The sequence below is a fragment of the Dyella sp. Tek66A03 genome, from assembly GCF_052567735.1.
This window is the reverse complement of sequence record NZ_CP199584.1, coordinates 3,244,919-3,271,098: the sequence shown is the minus strand read 5'-3', so window position 1 is coordinate 3,271,098 and position 26,180 is coordinate 3,244,919. Positions and strand designations below refer to the sequence as shown.

Sequence of the window (26,180 nt, the reverse complement as noted above, 5' to 3'; positions counted from 1 at the left end):
GAAAATGCAAGCCGAACAGACGTTTGAGCGACCCTCGATCACCGACACGGCAAGTTCTATGCTTGCCGTCTGAAGACCTGGGCAAGGCGGTTGCAGCATGGCAAGTCAGGGCGAAGTGGAAACGGTGTCTCACTCAGGACATCGGCCGGCGACGCAGGAGCTTGAGTCGGCACCGTTCATTCGCCACGGCACGCCGATCTTCCGGCAGACCAACCTGGCCTTGTTCGCCGCCGGCCTGGCGACGTTCGGGCTGCTGTACTGCACCCAGCCCCTGATGCCGGAGTTCAGCAAGGACTACGGCGTGAGTGCCGCCACGGCGTCGCTCTCGTTGTCGCTCACGACGGGTGTATTGGCATTTGCCATGCTGTTTGCCGGCGGCGTGTCCGATGCCTGGGGGCGCAAATCGGTGATGGTGGCGTCACTGCTGTCGTCCGCAGTACTGGTGCTGTTGACCGCCTTGGTGCCGGACTGGCACATGCTGCTGATTTTGCGGACGCTGCTCGGCTTGACCCTGAGCGGCCTGCCCGCGGTGGCGATGACTTATCTCAGCGAAGAGATGCATCCGGAGTCGATCGGCCTGGGCATGGGCCTGTACATCAGTGGCAACGCCATCGGTGGCATGGGCGGGCGTCTGGTCGCCGGTGTGATGGCCGATTTTTTCAGTTGGCGCATTGGCGTGGCTACCGTGGGCACCATCGGTCTGATCGCCGGCCTGGTGTTCTGGTTCAGTCTGCCACCATCGCGTCATCACGTGCGGCAGCCGCTGCACCTGGGTGCGTTGTTTGGGCGCTTCAGGCTGGCTTTCCGCGACGCCGGATTACCCTGGCTGTTTGCCGAGGGTTTCCTGCTGCTGGGCGCCTTCGTCACCATCTACAACTACATTGGCTACCGCTTGCTGGCGCCACCCTATGGGCTGAGTCAGGCCGTGGTGGGTACGATTTTCAGTGTTTACCTCATCGGCACCTTCAGCTCGGCATGGATGGGCCATCTGGCCGGACGACTGGGGCGACGCAAGGTGCTGTGGACGGCGTTTGCATTAATGCTGTTGGGCGTGGGCCTGACCATGACACGGCCGTTGATCCTCATCGTGGCGGGTATCGCGGCGGTGACGTTCGGTTTCTTCGGCGGCCATTCCATTGCCAGCAGCTGGGTGGGACGGCGCGCCGGCAGCGCCAAGGCCCAGGCCTCGTCGATGTATCTGTTTTCGTACTACATGGGATCCAGCCTGGCCGGCGCGAGTGGTGGCCTGTTCTACGCCTCCCATGGCTGGAACGGGGTGGCGCTGTTCGTGGTCGCCCTCGTGCTTGCCGGCTTGTTGATTGCCTGGCGGCTGTATTACCTGGCACCGCTGCCCGGTCCGCCGTCAACCGGCACGGAGCCGCCCATTCCGCAATGAAGGTTTGGCATGGGGCGACGTCGACGCAAGCCGCGTGTTCCATGCGCGCCATGGAACACGCCGCTTGCGTAGGAGCGCACCCTGTGCGCGATCACGGGTTTACGGCTACGTAGGCCTTTCGCGCACAGGGTGCGCTCCGACAGGTGATGCTTATTGCGCTTCGGGCTTGAGCATGTCCTTCACGGCCTGGTAGTCGCCGTCGTTTGCGGCGGCGGGCAGGTCGAGCAGATGCGTCATCAGCGGATAGACGTCCACATTCGGGAACGACGCGACGGTGGCGTCCTGACGGAAAGCCGGTCCATGTGCAACAAACAGCGCCTGCATCAGCGGCGATTCGTTGTCGTAGCCATGCTCACCCAGACTCGACTTGCCCTTCTTCTTGGCAACGTAGTCCGTGGTGGTAATGCGCCAGCCGACATCGGCCAGGCAAAGCAACTGGGGCACTCGCGGGCTGCTGCCGTAGACCAGGCGCGCGGGTACGCGCGACTTGTCCCAGCACGTCATGTGCCGATGTGGCTTCTCCAATTGCGCTTCGATCTTTGCGAAATCATGGCCTGGCGTGGGGTTCAGGCCGGCCAGCACGCCCAGGCTGACGACATCCACGCGGGTGAGCGGAATGACCTTGTCGAGCAGGATGCTGTTCTGCGTGGGCGCGGAAGCCATGCCATGGTCGGCCAGTACGATCATGTTGATGTGGCCGAACAGGCCGCGCTGCTTCAGGCCTTGCACGAGGCGGGTAAGGGCAGCATCGGTGTCGCGTAGCGCGTCGTCCACTTGCGGTGAGTCCGGGCCGTAGGTGTGGCCGGTATGATCGACCTCATCGAAGTACAGCGTCAGGAACGTGGGGCGCTGGTCGGCGGGGAGGTCAAGCCACGCCAGGATCTGGTCCACGCGCTGGTCAGGCGAGACCTTGCCGTCGTATGGCTTCCAGAAGTCCGGATGTTGGCCATGAATATCCGCTTCGGAGCCAGGCCAGAACATGGTGGCGCTCTTGAGGCCATGCTGACTCGCGGTAATCCAAAGCGGCATGCCCTGGTCCCACCAGCGCCCGTTGCCCACCGCATCGCGATTACTCAGCGAGAACTTGCCGAGCACCGGATCGACCATCGTGTTGTTGACGATGCCGTGGTGATCCGGGCGCAGGCCGGTAACGAGGGTGTAGTGGTTCGGAAATGTCAGCGACGGAAACGAGGGCTGCATGCCGGTGGCGTGCACGCCGTCCTTCGCAAGATTTGACAGGGTGGGGCTGAGGCCACGCTCGATATAGTCGTTGCGATAGCCATCGATCGAGATGAGCAATAACGGCGTGACTGCCGGCTTCGCCTTGGTGACGGTGGGCGCGGATGGCGCTGGCGTGGGTTGAGTAGCGCAACCCGCACTGAATGCGATCAGCGAACAGAACAACAGGCGAAACAGGATTTTCATGCGACGGTCCGTACAATGTAATCAAACTGCGTATATTCGCTTAGTCATATGACCATTACACGTTCTTTCTACCATCTGGCAGCGCTTTCTTTACTTGGTGGGCTAGCGTGGGCGGGTACAGTTTCCGCCCAACCGCAAGACGCAACGCCAACGGCCGTCGTGCCCGCAGCGGCGACAAGGACATCTTTGTCGCCGTCGTCTCAGGGGACGGCAAACACAGGTGGCCGCCAGCATCTGGCGCAGCTGCGTAAGTCGCAAAGTCAGCGTGCGTCGATGGCCAGGAAGCCCATGAAAGGTCCGGACACGAAGACACAAGCCGCCGTTGTCTCCAACGACAGCGTCAATCCCTATTCATCGTCTCAGCGCCATCTCATCGGGCAATATCAGAATGCGGTGACGCCGCCGCCGGTGATTGGCGGTCAGTAATCGCTCTGCGCGTAGAAATCAGGCTCAACTGATATGGCGTGCCACGCCAAACAGATCGCCATGGGCGACGCCGTCTTCCATTGACAGCAAATAGCGCTTGGTCGGCAAGCCGCCACCAAAACCCGTAAGACTTCCGTCGCTACCTATGACGCGGTGGCAGGGCAGCACGATCGGCAACGGATTGCGACCATTCGCGGCACCCACCGCGCGCACGGCCTGAGGCTGTTCAATGCGTCGCGCCAACTCGCCATAGCTGATGGTGACACCATAGGGAATGCACGCCAGCTCCCACCATACCTTGAGTTGAAACGGTGTCCCTTGCGGATGCAAGGGCAGGTCGAAGTGCTGACGTTCGCCTGCGAAATACTCCATCAGCTGTTGCCGCGCCTGGGCCAGGGGCTCGCTGGCGCGTTGCCAATGCGATTGCGGCGCTTTTTGGTGACGTCCTTGTTCGAACCAGACTTCGCGCAATCCCTGCTCGTCGGCCACCAGTCTCAGTGTCCCGATCGGCGTGGGGAGTTCGTCGTACCAGATGGGCGCAATGTTCGACATCAGCTGGACCGTTTCGTCGAGGCCGCGCTCGCCGCATCGCTGGCGCTGCGCCAAAGATGCATGACTGCATAGGCGCGCCAAGGCCGCCATGCCTCAGCCAGCGACGTAAGTGCTTTTGTACTCAGCTCGGGACCACTGCTGGCTGCGGCGCGGCGGAGGATCAGGTCGGCCGCCGGAAACGCGTCGGGGTGGCTCAGTGCGCGCATGGCCATGTAGTGCGCCGTCCACTCGCCGATGCCCGGCAGCGCTACCCAATGTGCCACGAACGCATCGAGCGGCTGCTCGCTGCGAAAGTCGATGCGGCCATCCAGCAGAGCCTGTGCAACGCCGCGTATCGTCGCGGCACGTGCCGTGGTCAGTCCACATTCCCGCAGGTCGACGTCGACCAGCGCTTCGGGACCAGGGAACAAGCGCTCCAGCCCAGGCATGGGTGATGCGGGCACCGGTGTGCCATAGCGCTGCACGATGCGCGTGGCAAGCGTCCGCGCAGCGGCCACGCTTACCTGTTGGCCGAGCACGGCGCGCACGGCGATTTCAAAACCGTCCCAGCCACCGGGCAGGCGCAAGCCGGGGCGTTTGTGCAGCAACGGTTTGAGCACGGAGCTTTGTTTCAGCGCCTCGCCAATCGCTTGAGGATTCGCGTCCAGGTCGAACATGCGCCGCAGTTTCGTCACCACAGCCAACATCTGCGCGGGTTGCGGGCAGTGCAGTTGCAACTGGAGTGCGTGTTCGTCACCGGGCCACGCCGTCAGTCGCAGCCAACCCGGTGCCTCGGCGGGCCCGAACAGCCGCGCGTAGCTGTGTTCGTCGACCAGTTCTACACCCGGCAAGGCGCGTCCGCGTAGGAACGCCAGGATCGATTCGAAGTCATAGGGCGGGCGGTAACCAAGCCGCAACGTGATGGCATCGCCGTTCGCGATGCTTGGATGGCGACGGAGTTCGCGCGGGGGTATGCGGTTCGCTTGAAGAAACGCTGCATTGAAGCGGCGCAGGCTGCGGAAGCCAGACGCAAGCGCGACCTCGGTAACCGGCATCGTGGTTTCCGTGAGCAGCTGTTTTGCGAACAACAGGCGGCGCGTGGTGTGGACATGGATCGGCGGTGCACCGAGGCGCTCCACAAACAGGCGGCGCAATTGCCGCGAACCAAGGCCGATGCGTTCGGCCATCGCCTCCATCGACAATTCGTCCAGCGCGCCGCTTTCCATCAACTTCAGCGTTCGCGCGATGACATGGTCGCCGCGTTGCCACGCATCGTTGCCTGGCGCGAGTTCTGGTCGGCAGCGCAGGCAGGGACGGAAGCCTGCCGCCTCGGCGGCCGCGGCGCTCACGTAGTAGCGCACGTTCTGCGGTTTCGGCGATGGGGCCGGGCATACCGGACGGCAGTAGATGCGCGTACTGGTGACAGCCGTGAAAAACAGGCCGTCGAAGCGCGCATCGCGACTCAGGCGGGCCTGCTCGCAGGCGTGTTCGTCAGGCAGCGATGGTTCGGTGGCGGAGGACATGGCTAAAGGCTAGCACCGGCGGGACGACCAGACTCGCCGTTTTCGGACATCAATGCTGATACACAAAAAATGTCTGCCGTGCCAGTAAGTTGGGGGTCGCAGCGCATTCGACGGAAACCCTGCGCAAGCGTAGCGAAACGCCGATTTGCCGGTTTTGCCGCGCTGCGGTTTGCGGGAGCGGGCCAGCGTCGCCACAATCGGGTTTTCCCCATCGGTCGTGATCCTGTCCATGAACGCTCCCACCCGCATTGACACCACCCGAACCGTGCGTGCACCGCGCGGCACCGAGCTGAGCTGCAAGAGCTGGCTCACCGAGGCACCGTTCCGCATGTTGCAGAACAATCTCGATCCCGAAGTGGCGGAAAATCCGGCCGAACTCGTGGTGTACGGCGGCATTGGCCGCGCCGCGCGCAACTGGGAGTGCTTCGACGCGATCCTGCGCGCGCTGCGCGAGTTGCGTGATGACGAGACGCTGCTGATCCAGTCGGGCAAGCCGGTCGGCGTGTTTCCGTCCCACGTCGATGCGCCGCGCGTGCTGCTGGCCAATTCCAACCTCGTACCGGCCTGGGCGAACTGGGAACATTTCAACGAGCTCGATAAGAAGGGCTTGATGATGTACGGCCAGATGACGGCCGGCTCGTGGATCTATATCGGTTCGCAGGGCATCGTGCAGGGCACCTACGAGACGTTCGTTGAAATGGGACGCCAGCACTACGGTGGCAGCCTCAAAGGCAAGTGGATACTTACCGCCGGCCTGGGTGGCATGGGCGGCGCGCAGCCGCTCGCCGCGACGCTGGCTGGCGCGTGTTCGCTGAACATCGAGTGCCAGCAGAAGAGCATCGACTTCCGCCTGAAGACGCGTTACGTCGACGAACAGGCCACCGACCTGGACGACGCGCTCGCGCGCATCGCGAAATACACTGCGGCCGGCGAAGCGAAGTCGATTGCCTTGCTCGGCAACGCGGCCGATGTGTTGCCCGAACTCGTGCGTCGCGGCGTTCGCCCGGATGCCGTTACGGACCAGACCAGCGCACACGATCCAGTGAATGGTTACCTGCCCAGCGGCTGGACGGTGGAACAGTGGTTCGAGCGGCGCAAGAGCGACCCGGCCGGCACGGCCAAGGCGGCCAAGCAATCGATGCGCAAGCATGTGGAAGCGATGCTCGCGTTCCACGAGCGGGGCGTGCCCACGTTCGACTATGGCAACAACATCCGTCAGATGGCGAAGGACGAGGGACTGAGCAACGCGTTCGCGTTCCCCGGTTTCGTTCCCGCATTTGTGCGCCCGCTGTTCTGCCGCGGCGTGGGCCCGTTCCGCTGGGTCGCGCTGTCGGGCGATCCGGAAGACATCTACAAGACCGACCAGAAGGTGAAGGAGCTGATCCCCGACGATCCGCACCTGCATCGCTGGCTGGACATGGCCAGGGAGCGCATCAGCTTCCAGGGCTTGCCGGCACGTATCTGCTGGGTGGGTCTGGGCGTGCGTCACAAGCTCGGCCTCGCGTTCAACGAGATGGTGCGTAACGGCGAGTTGAAGGCGCCGGTCGTGATCGGCCGTGATCATCTCGACTCCGGTTCCGTCGCCAGCCCCAATCGCGAAACCGAAGCCATGCGCGATGGTTCCGATGCCGTCAGCGACTGGCCGTTGCTTAATGCCATGCTCAATGTTGCGGGCGGCGCGACGTGGGTGTCGCTGCATCATGGCGGTGGCGTTGGCATGGGCTACTCGCAGCATTCCGGCGTGGTGATTGTTTGTGACGGCACCGAAGCCGCCGACAAGCGCATCGCCCGCGTGTTGTGGAACGATCCCGGCACCGGTGTGATGCGTCATGCCGATGCCGGTTACGAGATCGCCATCGAGTGCGCCAAGGAACAGGGATTGAAGCTGCCGATGCTTTGATGTAGATGGCGTGCCGCGCCGCAGGGTGCGGCACGCCACTTGCGCCTCCTCCCTAAGCCCGGTCCCAGGTCTTGGCGGTACCCATGCAAGCGTGCATGATGGCCCCACATCCATGGGGGAGTGGCGACATGCCGGTCGAACTGCAGATGCTTGCGTGGTCGATGCTGCTTGGATTGGTTTATTTCCTGATCGCGACAACGCTCGTTACCCTGCAGCGCGGACTGGCGTGGAATGCCAGCAATCGGGAAGGTGAGTCGAAACCGCTGACCGGTGCGGACTCAACCGGTCGTTGCAACACCCAGAGAGCGGGCAATCGGGGAGCGTGTTGTGATGGCGCCTGGGCTCCGTACTCTCCAACCGGAAGCAGGAGGGTTGGAAGTGCCCTAATTTGAGGGGGCTACGCAGCCAAACGCCATAGCGCCACCCTTCACTAGGAACCAAGGAAGATGTTGAAATTCCAATGACTTACGAACCTACTCGCCAATGTGTTGCGTTCACCGGTTGAAATCGCAGGTGTTACCGGTCGTTCGGACCGGGCCTTCAAGAATTTCCTGGAAACGTTTGTGTTCTTTGTGGCGGCGGTCCTGGCCGTCGTCGTCGCGCAACGCACGAATGCGTCGACCGCGCTGGGCGCGCAACTGTTCTTCTGGGCCCGGGTGGTCTATCTGCCGGTTTACCTGATCGGCATTCCGTATCTGCGTACCCTGGTTTGGGCAACCTCGCTCGCCGGCCTGTTGATGGTGGTGTTCGGGTTATTCTGATTCGTCGGAGTGTGGCGACAACGTCGCTGCCCTCGACGTCTTTCAGATTTTTGCGCGAGCTCATCGACACGATGAAACGACGCTCGTGCGCGATCCATCCCTGGCTTGAACAGGCCGTCAGTCTGGCGAAAGCCGCCATTCTAGAGACCCCGTACGGCCAACAGGCACCGGATTCCCCGCTTCGCGGTGCGCGATCGTCCCCGGCTTGCCGGGACGATGATCGTCATTTGTTTGACGGGTGTCGCTTTCTTGGCGCCAGAAATCCGTTAATCGACGGGCGATGGACTTTCGGAATGGTCTCAGTTATTCCATATAAGCCATATATATCATTGTCTTATGATGCTTTCTTTCCAGTCCTAGATAAGTAGGGTGTTCGCAAGAGCACGAGCGCATGACCACTATGCGGCTCCGACGCCTACTCGCGTTGGGCCGCCGGCAAGGGGTCGGCGGTTTTCCCTACTGATGATTGGAGAACTGCATGAAAGCTCAATTTGAACGCACCGGCTCGCTGACCGAACTCGCCAGCTACCCGCAGTGGGCGCAAGACATGATCGCCGCCTGCGAACCCGCCCGCCGGAGCGTCCGTGACCACCCGATGTGGGATTTGATGAGCGAGGGGCGCATCGACCACCAGACCATGCGCAATTTCATGGTCGGTACCTGGTCGCTGATCGAGCGCTTTCCATCGTTCATGGCGCAGAACCTGCTGAAAACCCAGTACGGCCGGAGCCCGGGCGACAACCTGGCGCGTCGCTGGCTGGTACGCAACATCCGCGTCGAACAGAACCATGCCGAGTACTGGCTGGATTGGGCCGACGGGTCTGGCGTGGCGCGCGAGGTGGTGCTTGGCGCGCGTCCGCCCAGGGGAACCCAGACGGCGGCCGACTGGTGTCACGAGGTGTGCGGTCGCGACACCTTGGCTGCGGGCATTGCCGCCACCAATTACGCTATCGAGGGGGTGACCGGCGAATGGTCGCAAAAGGTCTACGACAGCGTAGCCTACGCTCAGAGTCTGCCGGAGACCGGTCGCAAGGCCACATTGCGCTGGCTTCAGTTGCACGCAGCCTATGACGATACCCATCCTTGGGAGGCCTTGGAAATCGTGTGCACGTTGATGGGCACGCGGCCGGCACCGGAGCAGGTCGAGCATGTGCGCGAGTGCATCGTGCGTAGCTATACCAGCCTCCATTACGGACTGGAGCGTTGCATGGTGCCGCAGCTAGCCGAGGAGATGGGGGAGCGCGCTGCATAAAGATTCAGGCCGCGCCGTCGACAGTGTGATGAGCGAGATGTAGGTTTCCGAAGTGGTCGTGTAAAAGGTACGCCATGGATTCGATCCGTAGCACCTCTCAAAGACCTCTGTCGCGGCGCTTGAGGCCACTGGCCTATGGGCTGGTGGCCGTTATTGGTCTGATTCTCGTATTGACCTGGGGCGCGCTCCAGGTCCAGGTCACTCTCGCCGGTTTTCTCAACGGCGAGAGTGTCTGGAGCAAGGCCGAAAAACAGACGGTCATCGATTTGCTGAGCTTCGCCGAGACCGGCGATGCGGACCGTCTGGCGAGATTCAAGGACAACTATGATCTTTTGATCTCCGATGGCCGGGCGCGTGATGCGATTGCGTCTGGCGTATTCGATCGCGCGGACGTGCATAACGCGTTCGCCCGCGGCAAGATTCTGCCCGCGGCCGAACCCGGCATGATCTTCATGCTCCGGTATTTCACCGGGGCACGGCATATGCGCGAGGCGGTTGCGGCCTGGCGCGCCGCCGACCCTCCCATCGCGCAACTTGGGGGTATCGCTGAGGAACTTCAGCGCGCCTATGAGCACGGTCGGCCCGACGATGTACTGATTGCCAAACAGCGTGCGCGCATCAATGCGCTCAACGACGAGTTGGACCCGCTGACTAAGCGGTTCTCGCTGGAGGTTGCGCAAGGTGCAATCTGGCTCGGGCGCGTGTTGTTCGCGGGCGTGTTCCTCGCCGCATGCCTGGCCTCCTTGCTATGGCTGCGCATGGCGCAGCGGGCGCTGTCGCGCATTCGCGGTACGGAAGAGCGCTACAGCCTGCTGTTCGATAGCGCTGCGGATGCCATCGTGATGGTCGATGAGGCGAGTGGCCGCGTGCTTGGCGCGAATCGCACGGCACGGGAGTGGACCGGACTCGATACGGAGGCGCTGATTAACACCGAGCTGTCCCGCCTGTTCGTGCCCTTGCTGCACCGCGCCGATGGCGCCGTCACCGGCGAGCTGCGCGGTCCAGATGGGCGCATGCGCCCGGTGGAAATGCGCAGCAGCGTGGCGAAATGGGGTGAGCAGAGCGTGCGTCAGTCGATCATGCGCGACATCACCGAGCGGGTGAACCTAGAGCAGCAGCGCCGTATCGCCTCCGAGGCGCTCGCGGGTATCGCCGAGGGGGTGATCATTGCAGATGCCGCGCGCCGGGTGACGCGGGTAAACGCGGCGCATATTCGCATGACAGGTTTCACGGCGCAGGCGCTCGAGGGCGTGCGCTTCGATGACTTGCGCAGCCTGCCCGATGGCTCGCCGCTACCCGATTCGGTATGGGCAGCCATCGACATCGACAGCAACTGGGTGGGCGAGGTGCGCAGCCGGCGACTCGACGGCTCGGCGTATCCGGAGCTGCTCAGTATCAGCGCGATCCGTGATCCGGACGGCGGCGTGCAGCATTACGTGGCGGTCATCAACAACGTCAGCGCTGCGAAGGCGAACGAGAAACGGCTCCAATACATGGCGGCGCACGATCCGCTGACCGGCTTGGTCAATCGCACTGAGTTCGAGCGCCGGTGCGTGCAGGCGATTGGTCAGGCGGAACGCGATCGGGGCATGATCGCCGTGCTGTTCATCGACCTGGACGCGTTCAAGGCGGTCAACGACAGCTATACCCATGCCATTGGCGATCACCTGCTGGTGAAGGTGGCCGAACGCATCGCGTATGAATTGGGCGAGCGTGGCCTGGCCGGTCGCATCGGCGGTGACGAGTTCACCGTCTTGCTCGGCGATCTGTATTCGCGCGAGCAGGCCAGCGCCTTGGCCGGGCGCCTGCTCACCACCTTGGCCGCGCCCGTGGTGGTGGGCGAATACGAAGTCGCGCTAAGCGCCAGCATCGGCATTGCCTGCTATCCGCTGGACGGCATGGATGTACCGACCCTCATCACCAATGCCGACGCCGCCATGTATGCGGCGAAGACCGAGGAGCGCAACGCGTTCCGCTTCTATTCGCCGCGCATGCATGCCGACGTGCTCCGGCGCATTGCATTGGCATCGGAGTTGCGCAAGGCGCTCACGGAGAAGGAGTTCCGCCTGGTCTATCAGCCCACGGTGGATATGCGCAGTGGCCGCATCGTGGCGGTGGAGGCGCTGTTGCGCTGGCATCATCCCGAACGTGGCGCGATCTCGCCGGGCGAATTCATCCCCATGGCGGAGAAGCTGGGCCTGATCCGGCGCATCGACCAGTGGGTGCTGCAGGCGGCGTGCACGCAAATGTATCTATGGGACCAGGCTGGCGTGCCGCCACTGCGCATGGCGATCAATGTCTCGGCGAACTGGTTCGGCCAGGCCAACTTCGTCGATGACATCCGCTCCCTGCTCGAGTCGCGCCGGCTGGCACCGGAGCGCCTGATGCTGGAGATCACCGAGGGCGCGATCCTGCGACTGGGTGAAGAGATGGAGCGGACCCTGCACTCCTTGCACGCGCTCGGTGTGGGTGTCGCGATTGACGACTTCGGCACCGGCTATTCATCGATGCGCTATCTGAAGCTGCGTGCGATCGCCTACCTGAAGATCGACCAGAGCTTCGTGTTTGGCCTACCCGATGACAGCAGCGACGCGGCCATCGTCGAAGCCATGCTCACGTTGTGCCGCAACCTGGGCATCAGCCCCATCGCAGAAGGCATCGAGACCGAGGAGCAGCACCGCTTCCTGCTCCGCGCCGGGTGCGTGGAGGGGCAGGGCTTCCTCTATTCCAGGCCGGTCGAGCCGGATGTGATCGTGCAACTGTTGAGCCCTGGTCGACGCCAGGGTGGTCCGCATCTGAGGTTGGTGCCGCCGGAATCGATCTGATCCCGGCGGCAAGCGGGCGCCGTGCTCAGTGCAGCTGCACGTCCACCACCATCTGTTCCGGCTGATACAGGGTCGGCAACAACTGCTTGAGATGCGTTACCTTCGGCGCGTCGTTGAAGACGATGTACGGGTCATTCGGATGCCGCTGCGCGTACTCCTGGTGATAGGCCTCGGCCACGTAGAACGCCTGCAAGGGCACCACCTGGGTCACGATGGGGCTGGGAAACGACTTGGCTGCCGTCAGCTGCGCGATATAGGCCGCGGCGACGCGCTTCTGCTCGTCGTTGCCATAGAAAATCACCGAGCGATACTGGGTGCCGACGTCCGGATTCTGGCGATTGAGCTGGGTGGGATCGGTGGCGACGGAGAAGTACACCTTCAGCAACTGGCCGTAGCTGACCTTGGCCGGGTCGTAGAGAATCTTCACGGATTCCGCATGGCCGGTGTCGCCATCGCTGACGCGCTCGTATTCCGCGGTATTCGCGGCGCCACCCGAATAGCCGGCCCAGACCTTCTTGACGCCCTTCACATGCTCGAACACCGACTGCAGGCCCCAGAAGCAACCGCCCGCCAGTACGGCCACCTGGTTGCCCTGGCCCGGGCTGGCATCCACGGCGGGGTCCGGCAGGCTGACGGCATCGCTGCCTACGGCGGGCAGGCTGCAGGCGACCAGGCCGGCCATGATGAACAGGCTGCCGAGGCCAGGAAGCAGCTTGAATCGGCGGATACTCATAACGGAACGCTCCATCGACGGATGAGACGGTGTGCCCCCGGCCCATGCATGGGTCGCCGGCACGATGGCCCGCTGACTTAAGCCGGGCCGCCAACCCAGTATTCGCTGCATGAGCACGCCCGGTTACCTTGATCCTCCCACTCCGCGCCGGCTTGCGTGCAAAACCGGCGACAACGCGGTGTTATGTTGCGCGTCCAGCATGCCAACGGGCTCATCTATGTCCCATGCGATCGACCTGAACGCTTATCTGCGCCGGCTTAGGTATGGCGGCCCGGTGGCGCCCGACATCACCACGCTGCGGGCTCTCGCCACCGCGCACGTCGCTGCGATTCCTTTCGAAAACCTGGATCCACTGCTGCGTGTACCGGTGTCGCTGGAGCCCGATGTGGTGGAGCGGAAACTCGTGCATGAGGGACGCGGCGGGTACTGCTTCGAGCAGAACCGCTTGTTCCTGGAAGTACTCAAGGCGATCGGCTTTGAGGTTTCAGGTCTGATCGCGCGCGTGCTGTGGATGCAGCCGGAAGATGCGCAAACCGCCCAGACGCACATGTTGTTGCGCATCGAGCTGGATGGAGAGAGTTGGCTGGCGGATGTGGGCTTTGGCAGCATGGCGCTCAGCGGCGCCTTGCGCTTGCAACCGGACACGCAACAGCCCACGGGAAACGAGCCATTTCGCCTGCTCAACCTCGGCGCCGATTGGCGCATGCAGTCGCTGGTTCGCGGCGAGTGGAAGACGTTATACCGTTTCGACCTGCAGCCGCGTCAGGCCATCGATTACGTGGTGGCCAATCACTACACCTCGACGTTTCCGGGCTCGCACTTCCTGCATGGGCTGATCGCCGCGCGCACACTTGCGGATCGGCGCATCGGCCTGCGCAATCGCGAGTTCGCCGTGCATCCCACGGACGGCGAGTCCGTACGGCGCACGCTGCACGGCGTCGCCGAGATCAAGCAGGTCTTGCAGGAGCAGTTCGGCATACGACTTCCCGCGCATGCGGAGCTGGATCGCCGGCTGGCGGCGCTACCCACGCCCGCATAAGTCACGCCCGCTTGCACGGCGTGGCGGCCTGGCTCACTCTGCCGCGTGCACGTGGATGACGATGTCGTCGATTTGCACGACCTGACCCGCGTGGATCTTGCAGGTTTTGCGCAGTTCTTGCGCGCCGTCCACCAACACCGCACCGCTGGCCACGATGGCCTTGCCGGCGCCGCCGCTATCGCATATCCCGACCAGCTTGAGCAGCTGGTTGAGCTCAATGAAGTCGCGGTCCAGTTCAAAATCGAGTTCGTGCATGGTGGCTCAGGTGTCGGTTTCGTCAAATGCGCTTTCGGGCAGCGCCAGGAAGGCAAAGAACGGCGAACCCGCATCCTGCCAGTAGTCCACGGCCTCCTCGAGAATATCGAGCAGGGTGTCGAAATCTTCCTCGTTCGAATCGCGCATGCCTTCCGCGTGATCGAACAGCAGGATGTAGCCGGGTGCTTTCAGCCAGGAAAGGTCGCGCATGCTATCCGTCAGCGCGTCCCAGTTGCGGCCAAAGTCGGCTGGCAACCTGAGTACGGTGGTCAACTGATCGAACAGCGCCTCGCGGTCACGGTATTCGGCAAGACTGACCCGGCAGACGCGCAAGCCCTGCATGCCTGCGGCATCCGCCAACGGCTCGAGGTCTTCCGAGGTAACGAAGAAAATCCCGCCGTGCGAGGCATCGCCAAAGTCGAGATCGAATTGCGCATTCATCGGGCTACCTCGAATCGGCGGAAACTGCGGTAGTGATCGTCGGTGTAGTAGTAGACCTGCGGTGGCGTGCCGCCCGTGATGATACGGCGAGCACCTCGATAGTCGAGATTCGGCGTCTCCACCGTGTACTCGTGATAATAGCCTTCGGGCATCGGCGGCAGGTGGCCTTCGCGGTTGTTGAATACCACGCCGTCCTGGCGGTGGTCGAATGGCCCTCCGCGCGCAATGCGGGCCAGCGTGTCGGCAGCCTCCGGCGGCAGGAAGCTCGGCAAGGTACCGCTGTGGCCGGGCGCCGTAACGGCAGCCGATGTGACCGGCACGGCAGCACCCGACGGGGTAGGTTCCGATGTGTGCCGCCCCCACAGCAGCGCGGCGATCGCCAGCACCACCAGCAAGAGCAAAGGTTTGAGTGTGCGCATGGCACGGGCCCGGATGGAGTGGCGCGAGTGTAGAGCTTCCGTCCCGCTCAGGCACGCATCGTCGTGCCTCAGGCGCTGGCGTCGACCCGCCGTTGCAACGCCATCGCGGCCGCCGGGTTGCGCTCCTTCGCACTGCTGATGAAGTAGACGTACACGTCACGCGGGGCTTGCTTCGCCACGGGAACGCCGACGTGGGGCAGTTCGGCCGGATCACCACCTTGCGCCCAGGTATGGGCACGCGCCGTCCAGGTATCGAGATCATCGGCGGCATAGCCGGTGTCGATATGCGACTCGCTGCGCATCAGCCGCGCATAGGCGAAATCGCCGGTGAGGTCGGCTAAGGAGGGGTATTGCGGCGAATCGGTAAAAACCGTGGGAATGCGATGTTCGCGAGTCAGCGCGACGTAGCGTTGATCCAGAAAGCTGTTGTGGCGCACTTCCAGCACATGGCGCAGCGGCCGGCCGGCAAGCTCACGTGGCAGGTGGTCGAGGAAGGCCGACAGATCATCCGCGTCGAACGCACGCGATGTCGGCAACTGCCAAAGCACGGGGCCGAGACGATCCCCAAACGCTTCCAGTCCGCCAAGAACAAAGCCCTCGATGCCACGCGTGGTATCGGCCAGTCGCTTGCCTTCGGTGATATAGCGCGGCGCCTTCAGCGAAAATACGAAACCCTCCGGCGTTTCGGCCGCCCATTTCGCATAGGTCGCCGGCTTCTGCGCCCCGTAGTACGTGCCGTTGATCTCGATGGTCCGCAGCTGACGACTCGCAAATTCCAGCTCGCGACGTTGCACCAGGCCCGCCGGATAGAAGTTGTTCCGCCAGGGCGCGAAGTTCCAGCCGCCAATGCCGACGCGGATGCGCGAAGGTGTGCCGTGGTGGGGAGTGTTGGAGAGGAGATCGGTGGATGGGGAGGATTTGGGCATGGGGCGGCTCCCTTGGGAGGGGGCATGATGCCATGGAGGAGAGGGGGAGGTTTCGGTGGTTTGGCGGGCTGGTATGTCGAGAGACCACCCTCCGCGTCATAGGGGCACGGCGAGCGGCAGAGCCGCGTCTAGGGCCGGAATGAATCCAGGCTGCACCTGGTTCCGTTTGTAGGAGCGCACCCTGTGCGCGAAAAGCCAACGGAGCGGTAACGCCGTGATCGCGCACAGGGTGCGCTCCTACATGTGTGGCCCCGCCGTCCTACGGTGATTTCTTTCAGTCGCAGGCGAGCCAGTCGCAGTAGCGAATAAGCAGAGCGACAGTCACTATCACCCACCCTGATCCCCCTCCACCACCTGCGGCCACACCCGCGGTGCAGGCGTCTCCAGAGGCTCATCCAGGCGCGCGCGATTGCGCCCCTCGAGCTTGGCCCGATACATGGCCTGGTCCGCACGCTCAACCAGCGACGCTACGGTATCGTCGGGTGCGCGCATGGCGATACCGATGCTTGCGCTGAGCACGAGCCCGTCGCCGTTCACCGGAATATCCAGGCGATGCACACGGCGACATAAGCGCGTAGCCACTTGCATCGCCTGGCCTTGCTCGACGCCGTAGAGCATGGCGACAAACTCTTCGCCACCGTAACGACCGAGCAGGTCGAGCGGGCGTAGTTCGTGCCGCAGGGCATCGGCGACGGCGATCAACGCACGATCGCCGGCGGCATGGCCCTGGCGATCATTGAGCAGCTTGAAATGGTCGAGGTCGAGGAACAGCAGTGCCACGGGCTGCTCGGTCCCACTCTCCAATACCTTGCCGACGCCAGCGCTCCAGGCGCGGCGATTGAGCACATTAGTCAGTGCATCGTTGTCGGCAAGCTCCTGCACCATTTCATGGTGGTGACGCATGATGAGCGCGCGATCGGCCAGGCCCAGTGACAGCACGATGGCCTCGAAGGCACCTGCGGCAAGCGAGGCGTCGCTAAGCCAAATGACGTCTGCCAGCATGCCGTTCACCTGGCTGCTCGACAGTGCGGTAAGGGCCAGCAGGGGCGTCCAGCCCACCAGGAAGAACCACGCCGGTCGCGCGCCTCGCACGGCGGAGGTGATGGCGGCCAGCAGCAGCAAGAGTGTGCCAATGACCAACAGGGGGTCGATGAGTACCTGCGCGGTCTCCTGCAGCAGGGGAATCTGGCAGATGCGCAGCAAGACCACCAAGGGCATGCCGACCGCCAGCGCGAGCGTTGGGGTATGCAGCAGGGGCACGTAGCGAGGCAGTTCGCAAAAGCGCGCCATAAACATCGCGGCGAACGCCAGCGACAAGGCTACCGCCGAAGAACTGACCAGCGGCGCGCTACCGGCGAGCCAGGTCAGTCCGAGTGGATGAAAAAAGTAGCCGGTCTGAATGCCCTGGATGACCGCATAGCAGAGGATGTAGCCGGCATACCAGCCGTAGGTGGCGTCGCGCAGCATCATGGCCAGGCACAGTGCCATCAGTGCCATGGCCAGCATCACCGCAAAGCATGCGCTGGCGAATACCAGCCAGCGGGCGTCGCGCTCGAGATATTCGCTCCATGTCTGCAACTGAAAGCTCACCGGAGAGACGCGCGCCGATGCGGGTTCGAACTTGAGAACAATCGGATCGGAGGCGGGCGTGTCGTCGGTGAGACGGTAGGCTAGACGTCCGTTGCCGTGTGCGATCGCCGTGAAGTCGTCCAGCGACAGCGTGAGCGGCGCGCCGTGCGCGTTGTACATCGTCACCGGGGTGAGCGGGGGCGGATAGATCGACAGCACGCGCTCCTCGCTTACAAGCGGAGGCTGTGGCTGCAGGATCACCCACGTCCCCAACCCTTGCTGCGAGAAGCGCTGCAGCGCCTGGGGGTCGAAGCCGTTCAGGCCGCCGTGACGATAGTCCTCAAGGACACTCGCAGGCGTATCGCCAGCCCGTACTTCCCGCGACAAGCCGGCTAGCGGGATGCCCGCATGCGCCGCGGCCACCAGCAGACTGGTGGCGAGGATGCAGAGCATCCGCCATCGGCGACGCCTCGTTTGTGGCACGACCTGACCGCCCATCTGCCGTTCCCCTGTAACCGGCAAACTTACCCACTTAAGGAAGTGCGTACTGCTTTGGCCTTTCCAGTTGCCCCTTGTCCCCTATCCCCGTGGACGCCGGAGGCGCCCGAGGCGGCCTGTCCTGGCTGAGCGACGTCAAAAACCATGGACGGCTGAGCCGAGAGCATGCCACAAGACACGTGTCACGGCAGATATCGGGCGATCACGATGGTTTAACCGCCTGGGCTGCCATCCTTCGGGCTTGCCGCTTCCCGGTAGCGTTCCCCATCAGCAGGAGTAGAGGGTCATGAGCAAGATCCGCGTCGCTGTGTTGGTCGGCAGTCTCCGCCAGGGGTCGTTCAACCGGCATCTGGCCTTGGCGGTGGCGCGGCTGGCGCCACCCGACTTTACGTTCGAGCACCTGCGCATCGACAACCTGCCGCTGTACAACCAGGACTTCGACGGTGCCTACCCCGACGAATGCAAGCGCCTGAAGCAGGAAGTGGAGGCCGCCGATGCGTTGCTGTTCGTCACGCCCGAGTACAACCGGTCGATTCCGGGCGTCCTGAAGAACGCTATCGATATCGCATCGCGGCCATGGGGCAGCAACTCCTTTGCCCGCAAGCCAGGTGCGGTGATCGGTATTTCCGTGGGGGCCACCGGTACTGCTCTCGCGCAGCAGGATTTGCGTAACGTCCTCGCCTATCTGGATGTGGCGACCTTGGGACAGCCAGAGGTCTTCATCCAGCACAAGGAGGGCTTGCTCGATCCTGAGGGGAAGATCGGCAGCGAGGGTACGCAGAAGTTCCTGCAGGGTTTTATGGATCAGTATGTGGCGTGGGTGAGGTTGATCACGGGGAAGTGAGGGGTAGGAGGGTCATGCGTCGGCTGACGCCCCCGACCCGCATAGCTTTTCCAACATCTGCACCTGCACATTACGCTTGGCCTGATTCGAACCAGGCCGCTCGCGTATGTAGCGTCCGTCTGGCTGCAGCAGCCAGGCGCTGGCATTGTCGGTCAGGTACAGCTCCAGCTCCTTCTTCAGGCGGCCCTGCAGTTTCTTGCCCTCGATCGGGAAACCGGTCTCGACACGGCGGTCGAGGTTGCGTTCCATCAGGTCCGCGCTGGCCAGGTAGAACTGATCCTCGCCGTGGTTGGCAAACCAGTACACCCGACTGTGCTCGAGGAAGCGACCGACGATGGAGCGCACGCGAATATTGTGCGACACGCCCGGTACCCCGGGACGCAGGCAGCACATGCCGCGCACGATCAGGTCGATCTTCACCCCGGCGATACTTGCCTTGTACAGCGCACGGATCATCTTGGCGTCGGTGATGGCGTTGACCTTGAACACGATGCGGGCTTCGCGGCCGGCGGCGGCGTGTGCCGTTTCGCGGGCGATCAAGTCGAGCAGGGTCTTCTTCAGCGTAAACGGCGCATGCAGCAGCTTCTTCATCTGCAGCAGCTTGCCCATGCCGGTGAGCTGGCTGAACAGCTTGTGCACGTCCTCGCACAGCGCCTGGTCCGAGGTGAGCAGGCTGTAGTCGGTGTACAGGCGCGCATTGCCGGTGTGGTAGTTGCCGGTGCCCAGATGCGCATAGCGCACGAGCTCGTCACCTTCGCGGCGTTGGATCAACATCAGCTTGGCGTGCGTCTTCACGCCCACCACGCCATAGATCACCATGGCGCCCGCCTGCTGCAGGCGGGAGGCCAGCGTCAGATTGGATTCTTCATCGAAGCGCGCGCGCAGCTCGATCACCACCGTCACTTCCTTGCCCGCGCGCGCCGCATCCACCAGCGCGTCGACGATCTCGGAATTGGCGCCGCTGCGGTACAGCGTCTGCTTGATGGCGAGCACGGCGGGGTCTTTCGCGGCTTGATGCAGCAGATCCACCACGGGGGCGAAAGACTCGTAGGGATGCAGCAGCAGCACGTCCTGGCGGCCGATGACCTGGAACAGGTCCTCGGCCTTCTTCAGCGCCTTGGGAATCGATGGAGTGAAGGTCGGGTATTCCAGCTCCGGGCGATGCGTCTTGCTGGCGAGGCCAAACAGGCGCGCCAGGTTGACCGGCCCGTTCACTTCGTACATCTCCGCGGCCACCAGGCCGTACTGGCGCAGCAGGTAGTCGGTCAGTTCGGGCGGGCAATTGTCGGCCACTTCCAGGCGCACGGCATCGCCGAAGCGGCGTGAATAGAGTTCGCCGCGCAAGGCACGCGCGAGATCTTCGACGTCTTCCGGATCGATCGTGAGATCGGCGTTGCGGGTCAGGCGGAACTGATAGCAGCCATGCACCGACATGCCCGGGAACAGTTCTTCCGCATGCGCATGGATGATCGACGAGAGCAGCACGAAATTCTCGCCGCCCTCGCTGACCTCGTCAGGCAGGCGGATGAGGCGTGGCAGCACGCGCGGCGCCGGCACGATGGCCAGGCCCGAATCGCGGCCGAACGCATCGATACCCGCCAGCTGCACGATGAAGTTGAGGCTTTTGTTGACCAGCAGCGGAAACGGATGCGTGGGATCCAGCCCGATCGGTGTCACCAGCGGTGCCACTTCGTGGCGGAAATAGCGCCGCACCCACATCTTCTGCTTATGCGACCACTCGTTGCGCCGTACGATGCGGATACCGTGGCGTGCCAGCTCGGGCAAGATGCGGTCATTGAGGATCGCGTACTGCCGCTCGATCTGCTTGTGGGTAATCTCGCTGATCTCGGCCAATGCACGTCGGGGTGCGATGCCATCGAGGCCGACGATTTCATGATCGAACGCGATCTGGCTCTTGAGCCCCGCCACACGGATCTCGAAGAACTCGTCCACGTTGCTGGAGAAGATCAGCAGGAACTTGAGCCGTTCTAGAATCGGCTTGCTCTCGTCCAGCGCTTGCTCCAACACGCGGATGTTGAACTGCAGCTGCGAAAGCTCGCGATTGATATAGAGGCTGGGGTCGTTCAGGTCTGGCGGGGCGGGGATGGCCGTTGCCCCTGAGTCGGCGCGCGCATCGCTCGCGATTTCGGTGCTTTCGCTGTCGCGAACGGGGCTGGGACGAACGACATCGGTACTCATCGGTTCACCGTTCGAAGGGCGGGCGCGAAGGAGCCACGCTTATCCGCAAGAGAACATCATACGGCGCCGACGAAGACCGGGCCATGGCAGCGCAGCCGGCTACTTGCCCTGTCACGTCACGGACATGTTGCGCATGACACTTGACACTCATGTGACAATGCCCGTGACGATGTATTCACATCGTGATGTGGGAACTCACGACGCCGGGGTGGCGAAATAGCGGCTGGGTGAAGTGCCGAGCACGCGCCGAAAGGCAGTGGCGAACGCGCTGGGATTACCGTAGCCGAGGTCCACCGCCACGTGGGTAATCGATTCCCCATTGCCCAGTCGCGTGAGCGCAGCCAATAGGCAGGCTTGCTGGCGCCAGGCGGTGAAACTCATCCCCGTCTCCGTGCGGAAGGTGCGAGTGAAGTGGCGGCGGCTCATGCCCGCCTCGCGAGCCATGTCGTCGATCTTCACTTCCAATGAGGGTTGACTGAGCAGGTCGCGACATAGCGCGGCCAGGCGTTTGTCGTGTGGCAATGGCGCACTCAATGGCAGTACCGGCATGCGACGGATCTCATCAAGCAGCAACGCCATCACGCGTCCATCGCGACCGTCGAGATCGTATTCGGCGGGAAGATCCACGGCCTCAAGCAACAGTTCGTGCAGCAGCGGCGATACCGATATCACCTGGCAACGCGTAGGTAGCCCGGCAGCTCGTGCCGCCTTGGGCTCAACGTAGGCGCTGCGAGTGGAAACTGGACCACCCATGTGCACCTCATGCGTGACCCCAGGCGGTATCCACAATGCCCGGCGCGGCGGAACCACCCAGCTGCCTTCGCTGGTGATCGTCGTCAGCACACCGGTAGAGGCATAAAGCAGCTGGCCTCGGCGATGCGAGTGCGCTGGCAGCACGTAGTGCGGCGGGTATTCGTTACCCGTGGCGACGACATCGCGCGGGGTGTTCTCGTAGGCATCGGCACGCGCGTTGCGCAAAGTCTTGGCCCAAATTCAATAGAGATTGACCCACAAGCGTGTGCGGGCCGGCCGTGCCCACTTTAAGGTGGCGACCTCGGCGACGCAACTTGCGATGCCAACTCCCAAGCCAACGCCCCTAGAGCTCCCATGCAGACCCGTGTCGAAGATATGCAGCTGTCCCCAGCACCCGCCGCGCGTGCCGAAGCGGGCACAGATTTCCGCATCCTGGGTGCGATCAGTTTTTCGCATCTGCTCAACGACATGATCCAGTCGTTGATCCTGGCGATCTATCCCATCCTCAAGAGCGGCTTCAATCTCAACTTTGCTCAGATCGGCCTGATCACACTGACCTATCAGCTCACCGCGTCGCTGTTGCAGCCGGCCGTGGGCATGCTCACCGACCGCAAGCCGATGCCGTATTCGCTGCCCGTGGGCATGGGTTTCACGCTGGGCGGTCTGCTGTTGCTCGCCACCGCGCCGAGCTTTGCCGTGCTCTTGATAGCCGCAGCGCTAGTGGGAACCGGCTCGTCGGTGTTCCATCCGGAGTCCTCGCGCGTGGCGCGCATGGCGTCGGGCGGCCAACACGGCCTGGCGCAGTCGCTGTTCCAGGTCGGTGGCAACACCGGCGCGTCATTGGGGCCGCTGCTCGCCGCATGGATCATCGTGCCGCATGGGCGCGGCAGCGTCGCGTGGTTCTCGCTGGCAGCCCTGTTGGCGATGGTGGTGTTGCTGCAGGTGAGCCGTTGGTACCGCGATCACCCCACCGTGCGCGGCAAGGGCAACGCGCGGCATGCATCACTGGTAACGTTGACGCGCTCGCAAGTGGCCTGGTCGCTGTCGATTCTCGGCGTGCTGATTTTTTCGAAGTACTTTTACCTGGCCAGCATCAGCAGCTACTACACGTTCTATCTGATGCATAAGTTCGGCGTGTCGGTGCAGAACGCGCAGACCCATCTATTCGTGTTCCTGTTCGCCGTGGCGGCAGGTTCGCTGATCGGCGGTCCCATCGGCGACCGCATCGGCCGCAAATGGGTGATCTGGGCATCGATCCTCGGCGTCGCGCCATTCACCTTGCTGCTGCCGCATGTGGATCTGTTCTGGACGGGCGTGCTCACCGTGGTGATCGGCCTGATCCTTTCCTCGGCGTTCTCGGCCATCCTGGTCTACGCGCAAGATCTTATTCCTGGCCGCGTAGGCATGATTTCGGGTTTGTTCTTCGGCTTCGCGTTTGGCATGGGTGGCATCGGTGCCGCCGTGTTGGGGCATGTCGCGGATGCGCGAGGCATTGAGTTTGTCTATGCGCTGTGCGCGTATTTGCCGTTGATCGGTGTGATCACGGTGTTCTTGCCGAATCTGGAGCGGGCGAGGGCGGGCTGATCCCCGTTTCGTTTCCTCCGCCCTCCGCCCCCGTCATCCCAGCGGCTCTCGCTTCTTGGTGACGCTGCGGCAACCTGGCTCGCCTGCGGCGGGCTTCCGACCATCTGCCGATGGCCGGGTTACTTTCTCTTGCTTGCCCAAGAGAAAGTAACCAAAGAGAAGGGCACCCCGCTTGGCGCTTGCCGAGCCAAGCTCGGCAAGTCCGTGAGGGTCGGCCGGGCTTTTCGACAGGGCTCCTGCCCTGACGAAAAGGGATCGGCGTCCTGCCGATCCCCCTGCGGGCCTGATCGTCCGCCCCTCACCGCCGCACAGGGGTCCCATACGTCAAGAGCTCAAGGCTCGAGCAGCGCGGTGCGCTGCTCATCGCTCTTGGCTGTTCGCTCTGCTCTTGGGTTTTGCTTTTCTGCTGGTCGGGCCCCTATGGCGTGGCGGGTGGGTGGAGGAAAAGCCCGCAGGGTGGCCGGCAGGACGCCGGCCAGTTTGTCGTCAGGGCAGGAAGCCCTGTCGACAAACCTCCGTAACCCACCCGCGCACCTGGAGGGCGTAGCCCGGAAGGCGCGCCATCGGGGTGGCCTTTCTCTTGGTTACTTCTCTTTGGCCAAACAAAGAGAAGTAACCCGGGCCGCGGCAGCGGCTCGGAAGCCCGCGGCAGGCGAGCCAGGTCGCGTGTGCGCCAAAACAAAAGCGAAAGGCGCTGGATGACCAGCTGCGCTGTTGTAAAGCGCCTCCAGCTTGACCAGCCGTTCGGCTGTTGAGAGCCGCTGGGATGACGACCGAGCTATACCGGGACTTCGGCGAGCCATAACTTCAGCCGCCCACAACGACCGGTTCCGGCTCCAACCTCATCCCAAACTTCGCCTGCACCCCATCAATCACCCGCTGCGCCAGCGCCCACAATTCCGGCCCCGTGGCGCGACCGTGATTGACCAGCACCAATGCGTGCCGGTTGGAAATGCCGGCATCGCCTTCGCGCACGCCCTTGAAACCAGTGGTTTCAATCAACCAGGCTGCGGAAAGCTTCCAGCGACCATCGCTGCCGACCCAGGCAACGAGTTCCGGATGTTCGCGCTTGAGTGCTTCGCCCCGTGAGGCTTCGACCAACGGATTCTTGAAGAAGCTGCCCGCGTTGCCGATGACGGCGGGATCGGGAAGCTTCCTGGTGCGCAGATGCACCACGGCTTCGGCGACATGGAACGGTGCGGGCTTGTCCACGCCCATGCGGGCGAGTTCCTCGCGAATGCCTGCATAGTCCATGCGCAGTTCGCGCGAGCGGGGCAGGGCGAAGCGCACGGCGGTGACGATGTAGCGGCCGGGTTGATGCTTGAACACGGAGTCGCGATAGGCAAACGCGCAGGCGGCGCGATCGAGGATTGCTACTCTTCGTTCCTGCGTGTCCCATGCCTCCACGCTTTCGATGAACTCGGCCACCTCGGTGCCATAGGCGCCGATGTTCTGGATCGGCGCGGCGCCGACAGTGCCGGGAATCAGAATCAGGTTTTCCAGTCCAGCAAAGCCCTGGCCCAAGGTCCAGCGCACGAAGTCATCCCAGCGTTCGCCGGCGGCCACGGCAATGCGGGCCACCTCACCATCCTGTTCCACCTGCACGCCGCTGGTGGCCATGGCCAGCACGGTGCCCTGGAAGTCGCCAGTGAACAGCAGGTTGCTGCCTTCGCCCAGCACCAGCAGCCGGCCACCGCGCACGGCGGGAAAATTCAGCAGTTCGGGCAGCTTCGACGCATCCCGCACTTCCGCCAGCAGCGAGGCGCGAGCATCGACGCGCAGGGTATTGCGCGTGGCCAGCGAGGCGTTCTCGATCAGCGTGTAGCCACCCATGTCAACGCGCTCAACCACCATGGGTGTCCTCGTGCTGCCGGCGAATTTCGTCCACGCATTCGGCGATCAGTTTCGGCCCGCGATAGACCATGCCCGAATAGATTTGCACCAGCGACGCACCTGCGTCGATTTTGTCCGCGGCGTCGCCGCCATCGAGAATGCCACCGACGCCAATGATGCCGATGCGATCACCCACGCGCTTGCGCATGCCACGCAAGACGGCCGTGGACCTGGCGAACAGCGGCTTGCCGGAAAGGCCGCCGGTTTCATTGCCGTGGGGGTCGCTGGCGACCGCTGCATGATCGATGGTGGTATTGGTGCAGATCACGCCGTCCACGTTGGCCGCGAGCAGCACTTCGGCAATCGCGTCGAGTTCGGTCTCGCTCAGGTCTGGCGCGATCTTCAACAACATGGGCTTGCGCGAGCCAACCTGCGAGCCCAGGCGTTCCTGCGCTTCGCGCAGGGTTTCGATGAAGCGGCGCAGCGTGGCCTCTTCCTGCAGGTCGCGCAGGCCCTGGGTGTTGGGCGAGGAAATATTCACCGTCACGTAGCTGGCATGCGCGTAGACACGTTCAAGACAGAACAGGTAGTCATCCACCGCCTTGTCGTTCGGCGTGTCCTTGTTCTTGCCTATATTGATGCCGAGCACGCCGCGATAACTCGACTGCTGCACGTTTCTCACCAGCGCATCGACGCCGGCATTGTTGAAGCCGAGGCGATTGATCACCGCTTCGTGATGGGGCAGCCGGAACATGCGTGGCTTGTCATTGCCGGGCTGCGGGCGCGGGGTGGTGGTGCCCACCTCGACGAAGCCGAAGCCGAGCGCACCGAGCGCATCGAGGTGATCGGCATTCTTGTCCAGGCCAGCCGCCAGGCCGACCGGGTTGGGGAAGCGGATGCCGAAGGCCGTGGTCGGCAATTCGGCAGGCGGCTTCACCAGGCGATGAAGGAACTGACTGCGCTGGGCAACATCGAGCGCGTAGAGCGTCGCGCCGTGCGCGGTCTCCGCATCAAGTGCAAACAGCAGGGGGCGAATCAGGTCATACAT

At 63.2% G+C, this 26,180-nt stretch carries 22 protein-coding genes; 9 read left to right on the top strand and 13 right to left on the bottom strand.

Annotated elements, in window-relative coordinates:
* Positions 1 to 97 precede the first annotated feature (97 nt).
* Positions 98 to 1,396, top strand: coding sequence for an MFS transporter (locus ACT01B_RS14515; RefSeq protein WP_445143946.1), 1,299 nt, complete (start codon positions 98 to 100; stop codon positions 1,394 to 1,396).
* A gap of 150 nt (positions 1,397 to 1,546) precedes the next feature.
* Here the strand turns inward: ACT01B_RS14515 and ACT01B_RS14510 are convergent, their stop codons facing one another.
* Positions 1,547 to 2,821, bottom strand: coding sequence for an alkaline phosphatase family protein (locus ACT01B_RS14510; RefSeq protein ID WP_445143945.1), 1,275 nt, complete (start codon positions 2,819 to 2,821; stop codon positions 1,547 to 1,549).
* Between the two features lie 288 nt (positions 2,822 to 3,109).
* Here ACT01B_RS14510 and ACT01B_RS14505 point away from each other — a divergent pair, with 288 nt between their 5' ends.
* Positions 3,110 to 3,247: a hypothetical protein gene (locus tag ACT01B_RS14505; RefSeq protein WP_445143944.1), complete on the top strand. Its 138-nt coding sequence runs from the start codon at positions 3,110 to 3,112 to the stop codon at positions 3,245 to 3,247.
* Positions 3,248 to 3,271: 24 nt separating this feature from the next.
* On the opposite strand, the gene ACT01B_RS14500 is transcribed toward ACT01B_RS14505, so the two are convergent.
* Positions 3,272 to 3,799, bottom strand: a complete 528-nt coding sequence (locus ACT01B_RS14500) for a methylated-DNA--[protein]-cysteine S-methyltransferase (protein WP_445143943.1) — start codon at positions 3,797 to 3,799, stop codon at positions 3,272 to 3,274.
* A complete protein-coding gene (locus tag ACT01B_RS14495; protein WP_445143942.1) occupies positions 3,799 to 5,301 on the bottom strand; it encodes an AlkA N-terminal domain-containing protein in 1,503 nt (500 codons plus the stop codon). The genes ACT01B_RS14500 and ACT01B_RS14495 overlap by 1 nt, the downstream gene beginning before the upstream one ends.
* Positions 5,302 to 5,530: 229 nt before the next feature.
* Here ACT01B_RS14495 and hutU point away from each other — a divergent pair, with 229 nt between their 5' ends.
* From hutU to ACT01B_RS14475, 4 genes are all read left to right on the top strand, one after another.
* Positions 5,531 to 7,201, top strand: coding sequence for a urocanate hydratase (gene hutU / locus ACT01B_RS14490; protein WP_445143941.1), 1,671 nt, complete (start codon positions 5,531 to 5,533; stop codon positions 7,199 to 7,201).
* A gap of 485 nt (positions 7,202 to 7,686) precedes the next feature.
* The gene (locus ACT01B_RS14485; protein WP_445143940.1) at positions 7,687 to 7,962 is read left to right on the top strand and encodes an MAPEG family protein; all 276 of its coding nucleotides are present in this window, start codon (positions 7,687 to 7,689) and stop codon (positions 7,960 to 7,962) included.
* A 478-nt stretch (positions 7,963 to 8,440) separates the two neighbouring features.
* A complete protein-coding gene (locus ACT01B_RS14480) occupies positions 8,441 to 9,214 on the top strand; it encodes a TenA family transcriptional regulator (protein ID WP_445143939.1) in 774 nt (257 codons plus the stop codon).
* Positions 9,215 to 9,288: 74 nt separating this feature from the next.
* Positions 9,289 to 12,039, top strand: a complete 2,751-nt coding sequence (locus ACT01B_RS14475) for a putative bifunctional diguanylate cyclase/phosphodiesterase (RefSeq protein WP_445143938.1) — start codon at positions 9,289 to 9,291, stop codon at positions 12,037 to 12,039.
* A 25-nt stretch (positions 12,040 to 12,064) separates the two neighbouring features.
* Here the strand turns inward: ACT01B_RS14475 and msrA are convergent, their stop codons facing one another.
* Entirely contained in the window at positions 12,065 to 12,772 is a 708-nt protein-coding gene (gene msrA / locus ACT01B_RS14470) for a peptide-methionine (S)-S-oxide reductase MsrA (protein WP_445143937.1), read from the bottom strand.
* Positions 12,773 to 12,989: 217 nt separating this feature from the next.
* Here msrA and ACT01B_RS14465 point away from each other — a divergent pair, with 217 nt between their 5' ends.
* On the top strand, positions 12,990 to 13,811 hold the full coding sequence (locus ACT01B_RS14465) for an arylamine N-acetyltransferase family protein (protein WP_445143936.1): 822 nt from the start codon (positions 12,990 to 12,992) through the stop codon (positions 13,809 to 13,811).
* A gap of 33 nt (positions 13,812 to 13,844) precedes the next feature.
* Here the strand turns inward: ACT01B_RS14465 and ACT01B_RS14460 are convergent, their stop codons facing one another.
* The 5 genes from ACT01B_RS14460 to ACT01B_RS14440 all read right to left on the bottom strand — a co-directional run bounded on the left by ACT01B_RS14460 (position 13,845) and on the right by ACT01B_RS14440 (position 17,874).
* Positions 13,845 to 14,066, bottom strand: a complete 222-nt coding sequence (locus ACT01B_RS14460; RefSeq protein WP_445143935.1) for an RNA-binding S4 domain-containing protein — start codon at positions 14,064 to 14,066, stop codon at positions 13,845 to 13,847.
* A gap of 6 nt (positions 14,067 to 14,072) precedes the next feature.
* Entirely contained in the window at positions 14,073 to 14,507 is a 435-nt protein-coding gene (locus ACT01B_RS14455) for a barstar family protein (protein ID WP_445143934.1), read from the bottom strand.
* Entirely contained in the window at positions 14,504 to 14,926 is a 423-nt protein-coding gene (locus tag ACT01B_RS14450) for a ribonuclease domain-containing protein (protein ID WP_445143933.1), read from the bottom strand. Before ACT01B_RS14450 ends, ACT01B_RS14455 begins: the two co-directional genes overlap by 4 nt.
* Before the next feature lie 68 nt (positions 14,927 to 14,994).
* Entirely contained in the window at positions 14,995 to 15,852 is an 858-nt protein-coding gene (locus tag ACT01B_RS14445; protein ID WP_445143932.1) for a DUF72 domain-containing protein, read from the bottom strand.
* A 327-nt stretch (positions 15,853 to 16,179) separates the two neighbouring features.
* Positions 16,180 to 17,874 carry a sensor domain-containing diguanylate cyclase gene (locus ACT01B_RS14440; RefSeq protein WP_445143931.1) on the bottom strand — a complete coding sequence of 565 codons (1,695 nt, stop codon included), beginning with the start codon at positions 17,872 to 17,874 and terminating at the stop codon, positions 16,180 to 16,182.
* A gap of 331 nt (positions 17,875 to 18,205) precedes the next feature.
* Between ACT01B_RS14440 and ACT01B_RS14435 the strand changes: the two genes are divergently transcribed.
* Entirely contained in the window at positions 18,206 to 18,763 is a 558-nt protein-coding gene (locus ACT01B_RS14435) for an NADPH-dependent FMN reductase (RefSeq protein ID WP_445143930.1), read from the top strand.
* 12 nt (positions 18,764 to 18,775) lie between these two features.
* Here the strand turns inward: ACT01B_RS14435 and ppk1 are convergent, their stop codons facing one another.
* Together ppk1 and ACT01B_RS14425 are read right to left on the bottom strand one after the other, a co-directional pair.
* Positions 18,776 to 20,962, bottom strand: coding sequence for a polyphosphate kinase 1 (ppk1, locus tag ACT01B_RS14430; RefSeq protein ID WP_445143929.1), 2,187 nt, complete (start codon positions 20,960 to 20,962; stop codon positions 18,776 to 18,778).
* A gap of 195 nt (positions 20,963 to 21,157) precedes the next feature.
* A complete protein-coding gene (locus ACT01B_RS14425; protein WP_445143928.1) occupies positions 21,158 to 21,940 on the bottom strand; it encodes an AraC family transcriptional regulator in 783 nt (260 codons plus the stop codon).
* 129 nt (positions 21,941 to 22,069) lie between these two features.
* Between ACT01B_RS14425 and ACT01B_RS14420 the strand changes: the two genes are divergently transcribed.
* Positions 22,070 to 23,299 carry an MFS transporter gene (locus tag ACT01B_RS14420; RefSeq protein ID WP_445143927.1) on the top strand — a complete coding sequence of 410 codons (1,230 nt, stop codon included), beginning with the start codon at positions 22,070 to 22,072 and terminating at the stop codon, positions 23,297 to 23,299.
* Positions 23,300 to 24,106: 807 nt separating this feature from the next.
* Here the strand turns inward: ACT01B_RS14420 and murB are convergent.
* Together murB and ACT01B_RS14410 are read right to left on the bottom strand one after the other, a co-directional pair.
* On the bottom strand, positions 24,107 to 25,132 hold the full coding sequence (gene murB, locus ACT01B_RS14415; RefSeq protein WP_445147492.1) for a UDP-N-acetylmuramate dehydrogenase: 1,026 nt from the start codon (positions 25,130 to 25,132) through the stop codon (positions 24,107 to 24,109).
* A 10-nt stretch (positions 25,133 to 25,142) separates the two neighbouring features.
* Positions 25,143 to 26,180 (bottom strand): quinone-dependent dihydroorotate dehydrogenase, encoded by a 1,038-nt coding sequence (locus ACT01B_RS14410; RefSeq protein WP_445143926.1) that lies wholly within the window; start codon positions 26,178 to 26,180, stop codon positions 25,143 to 25,145.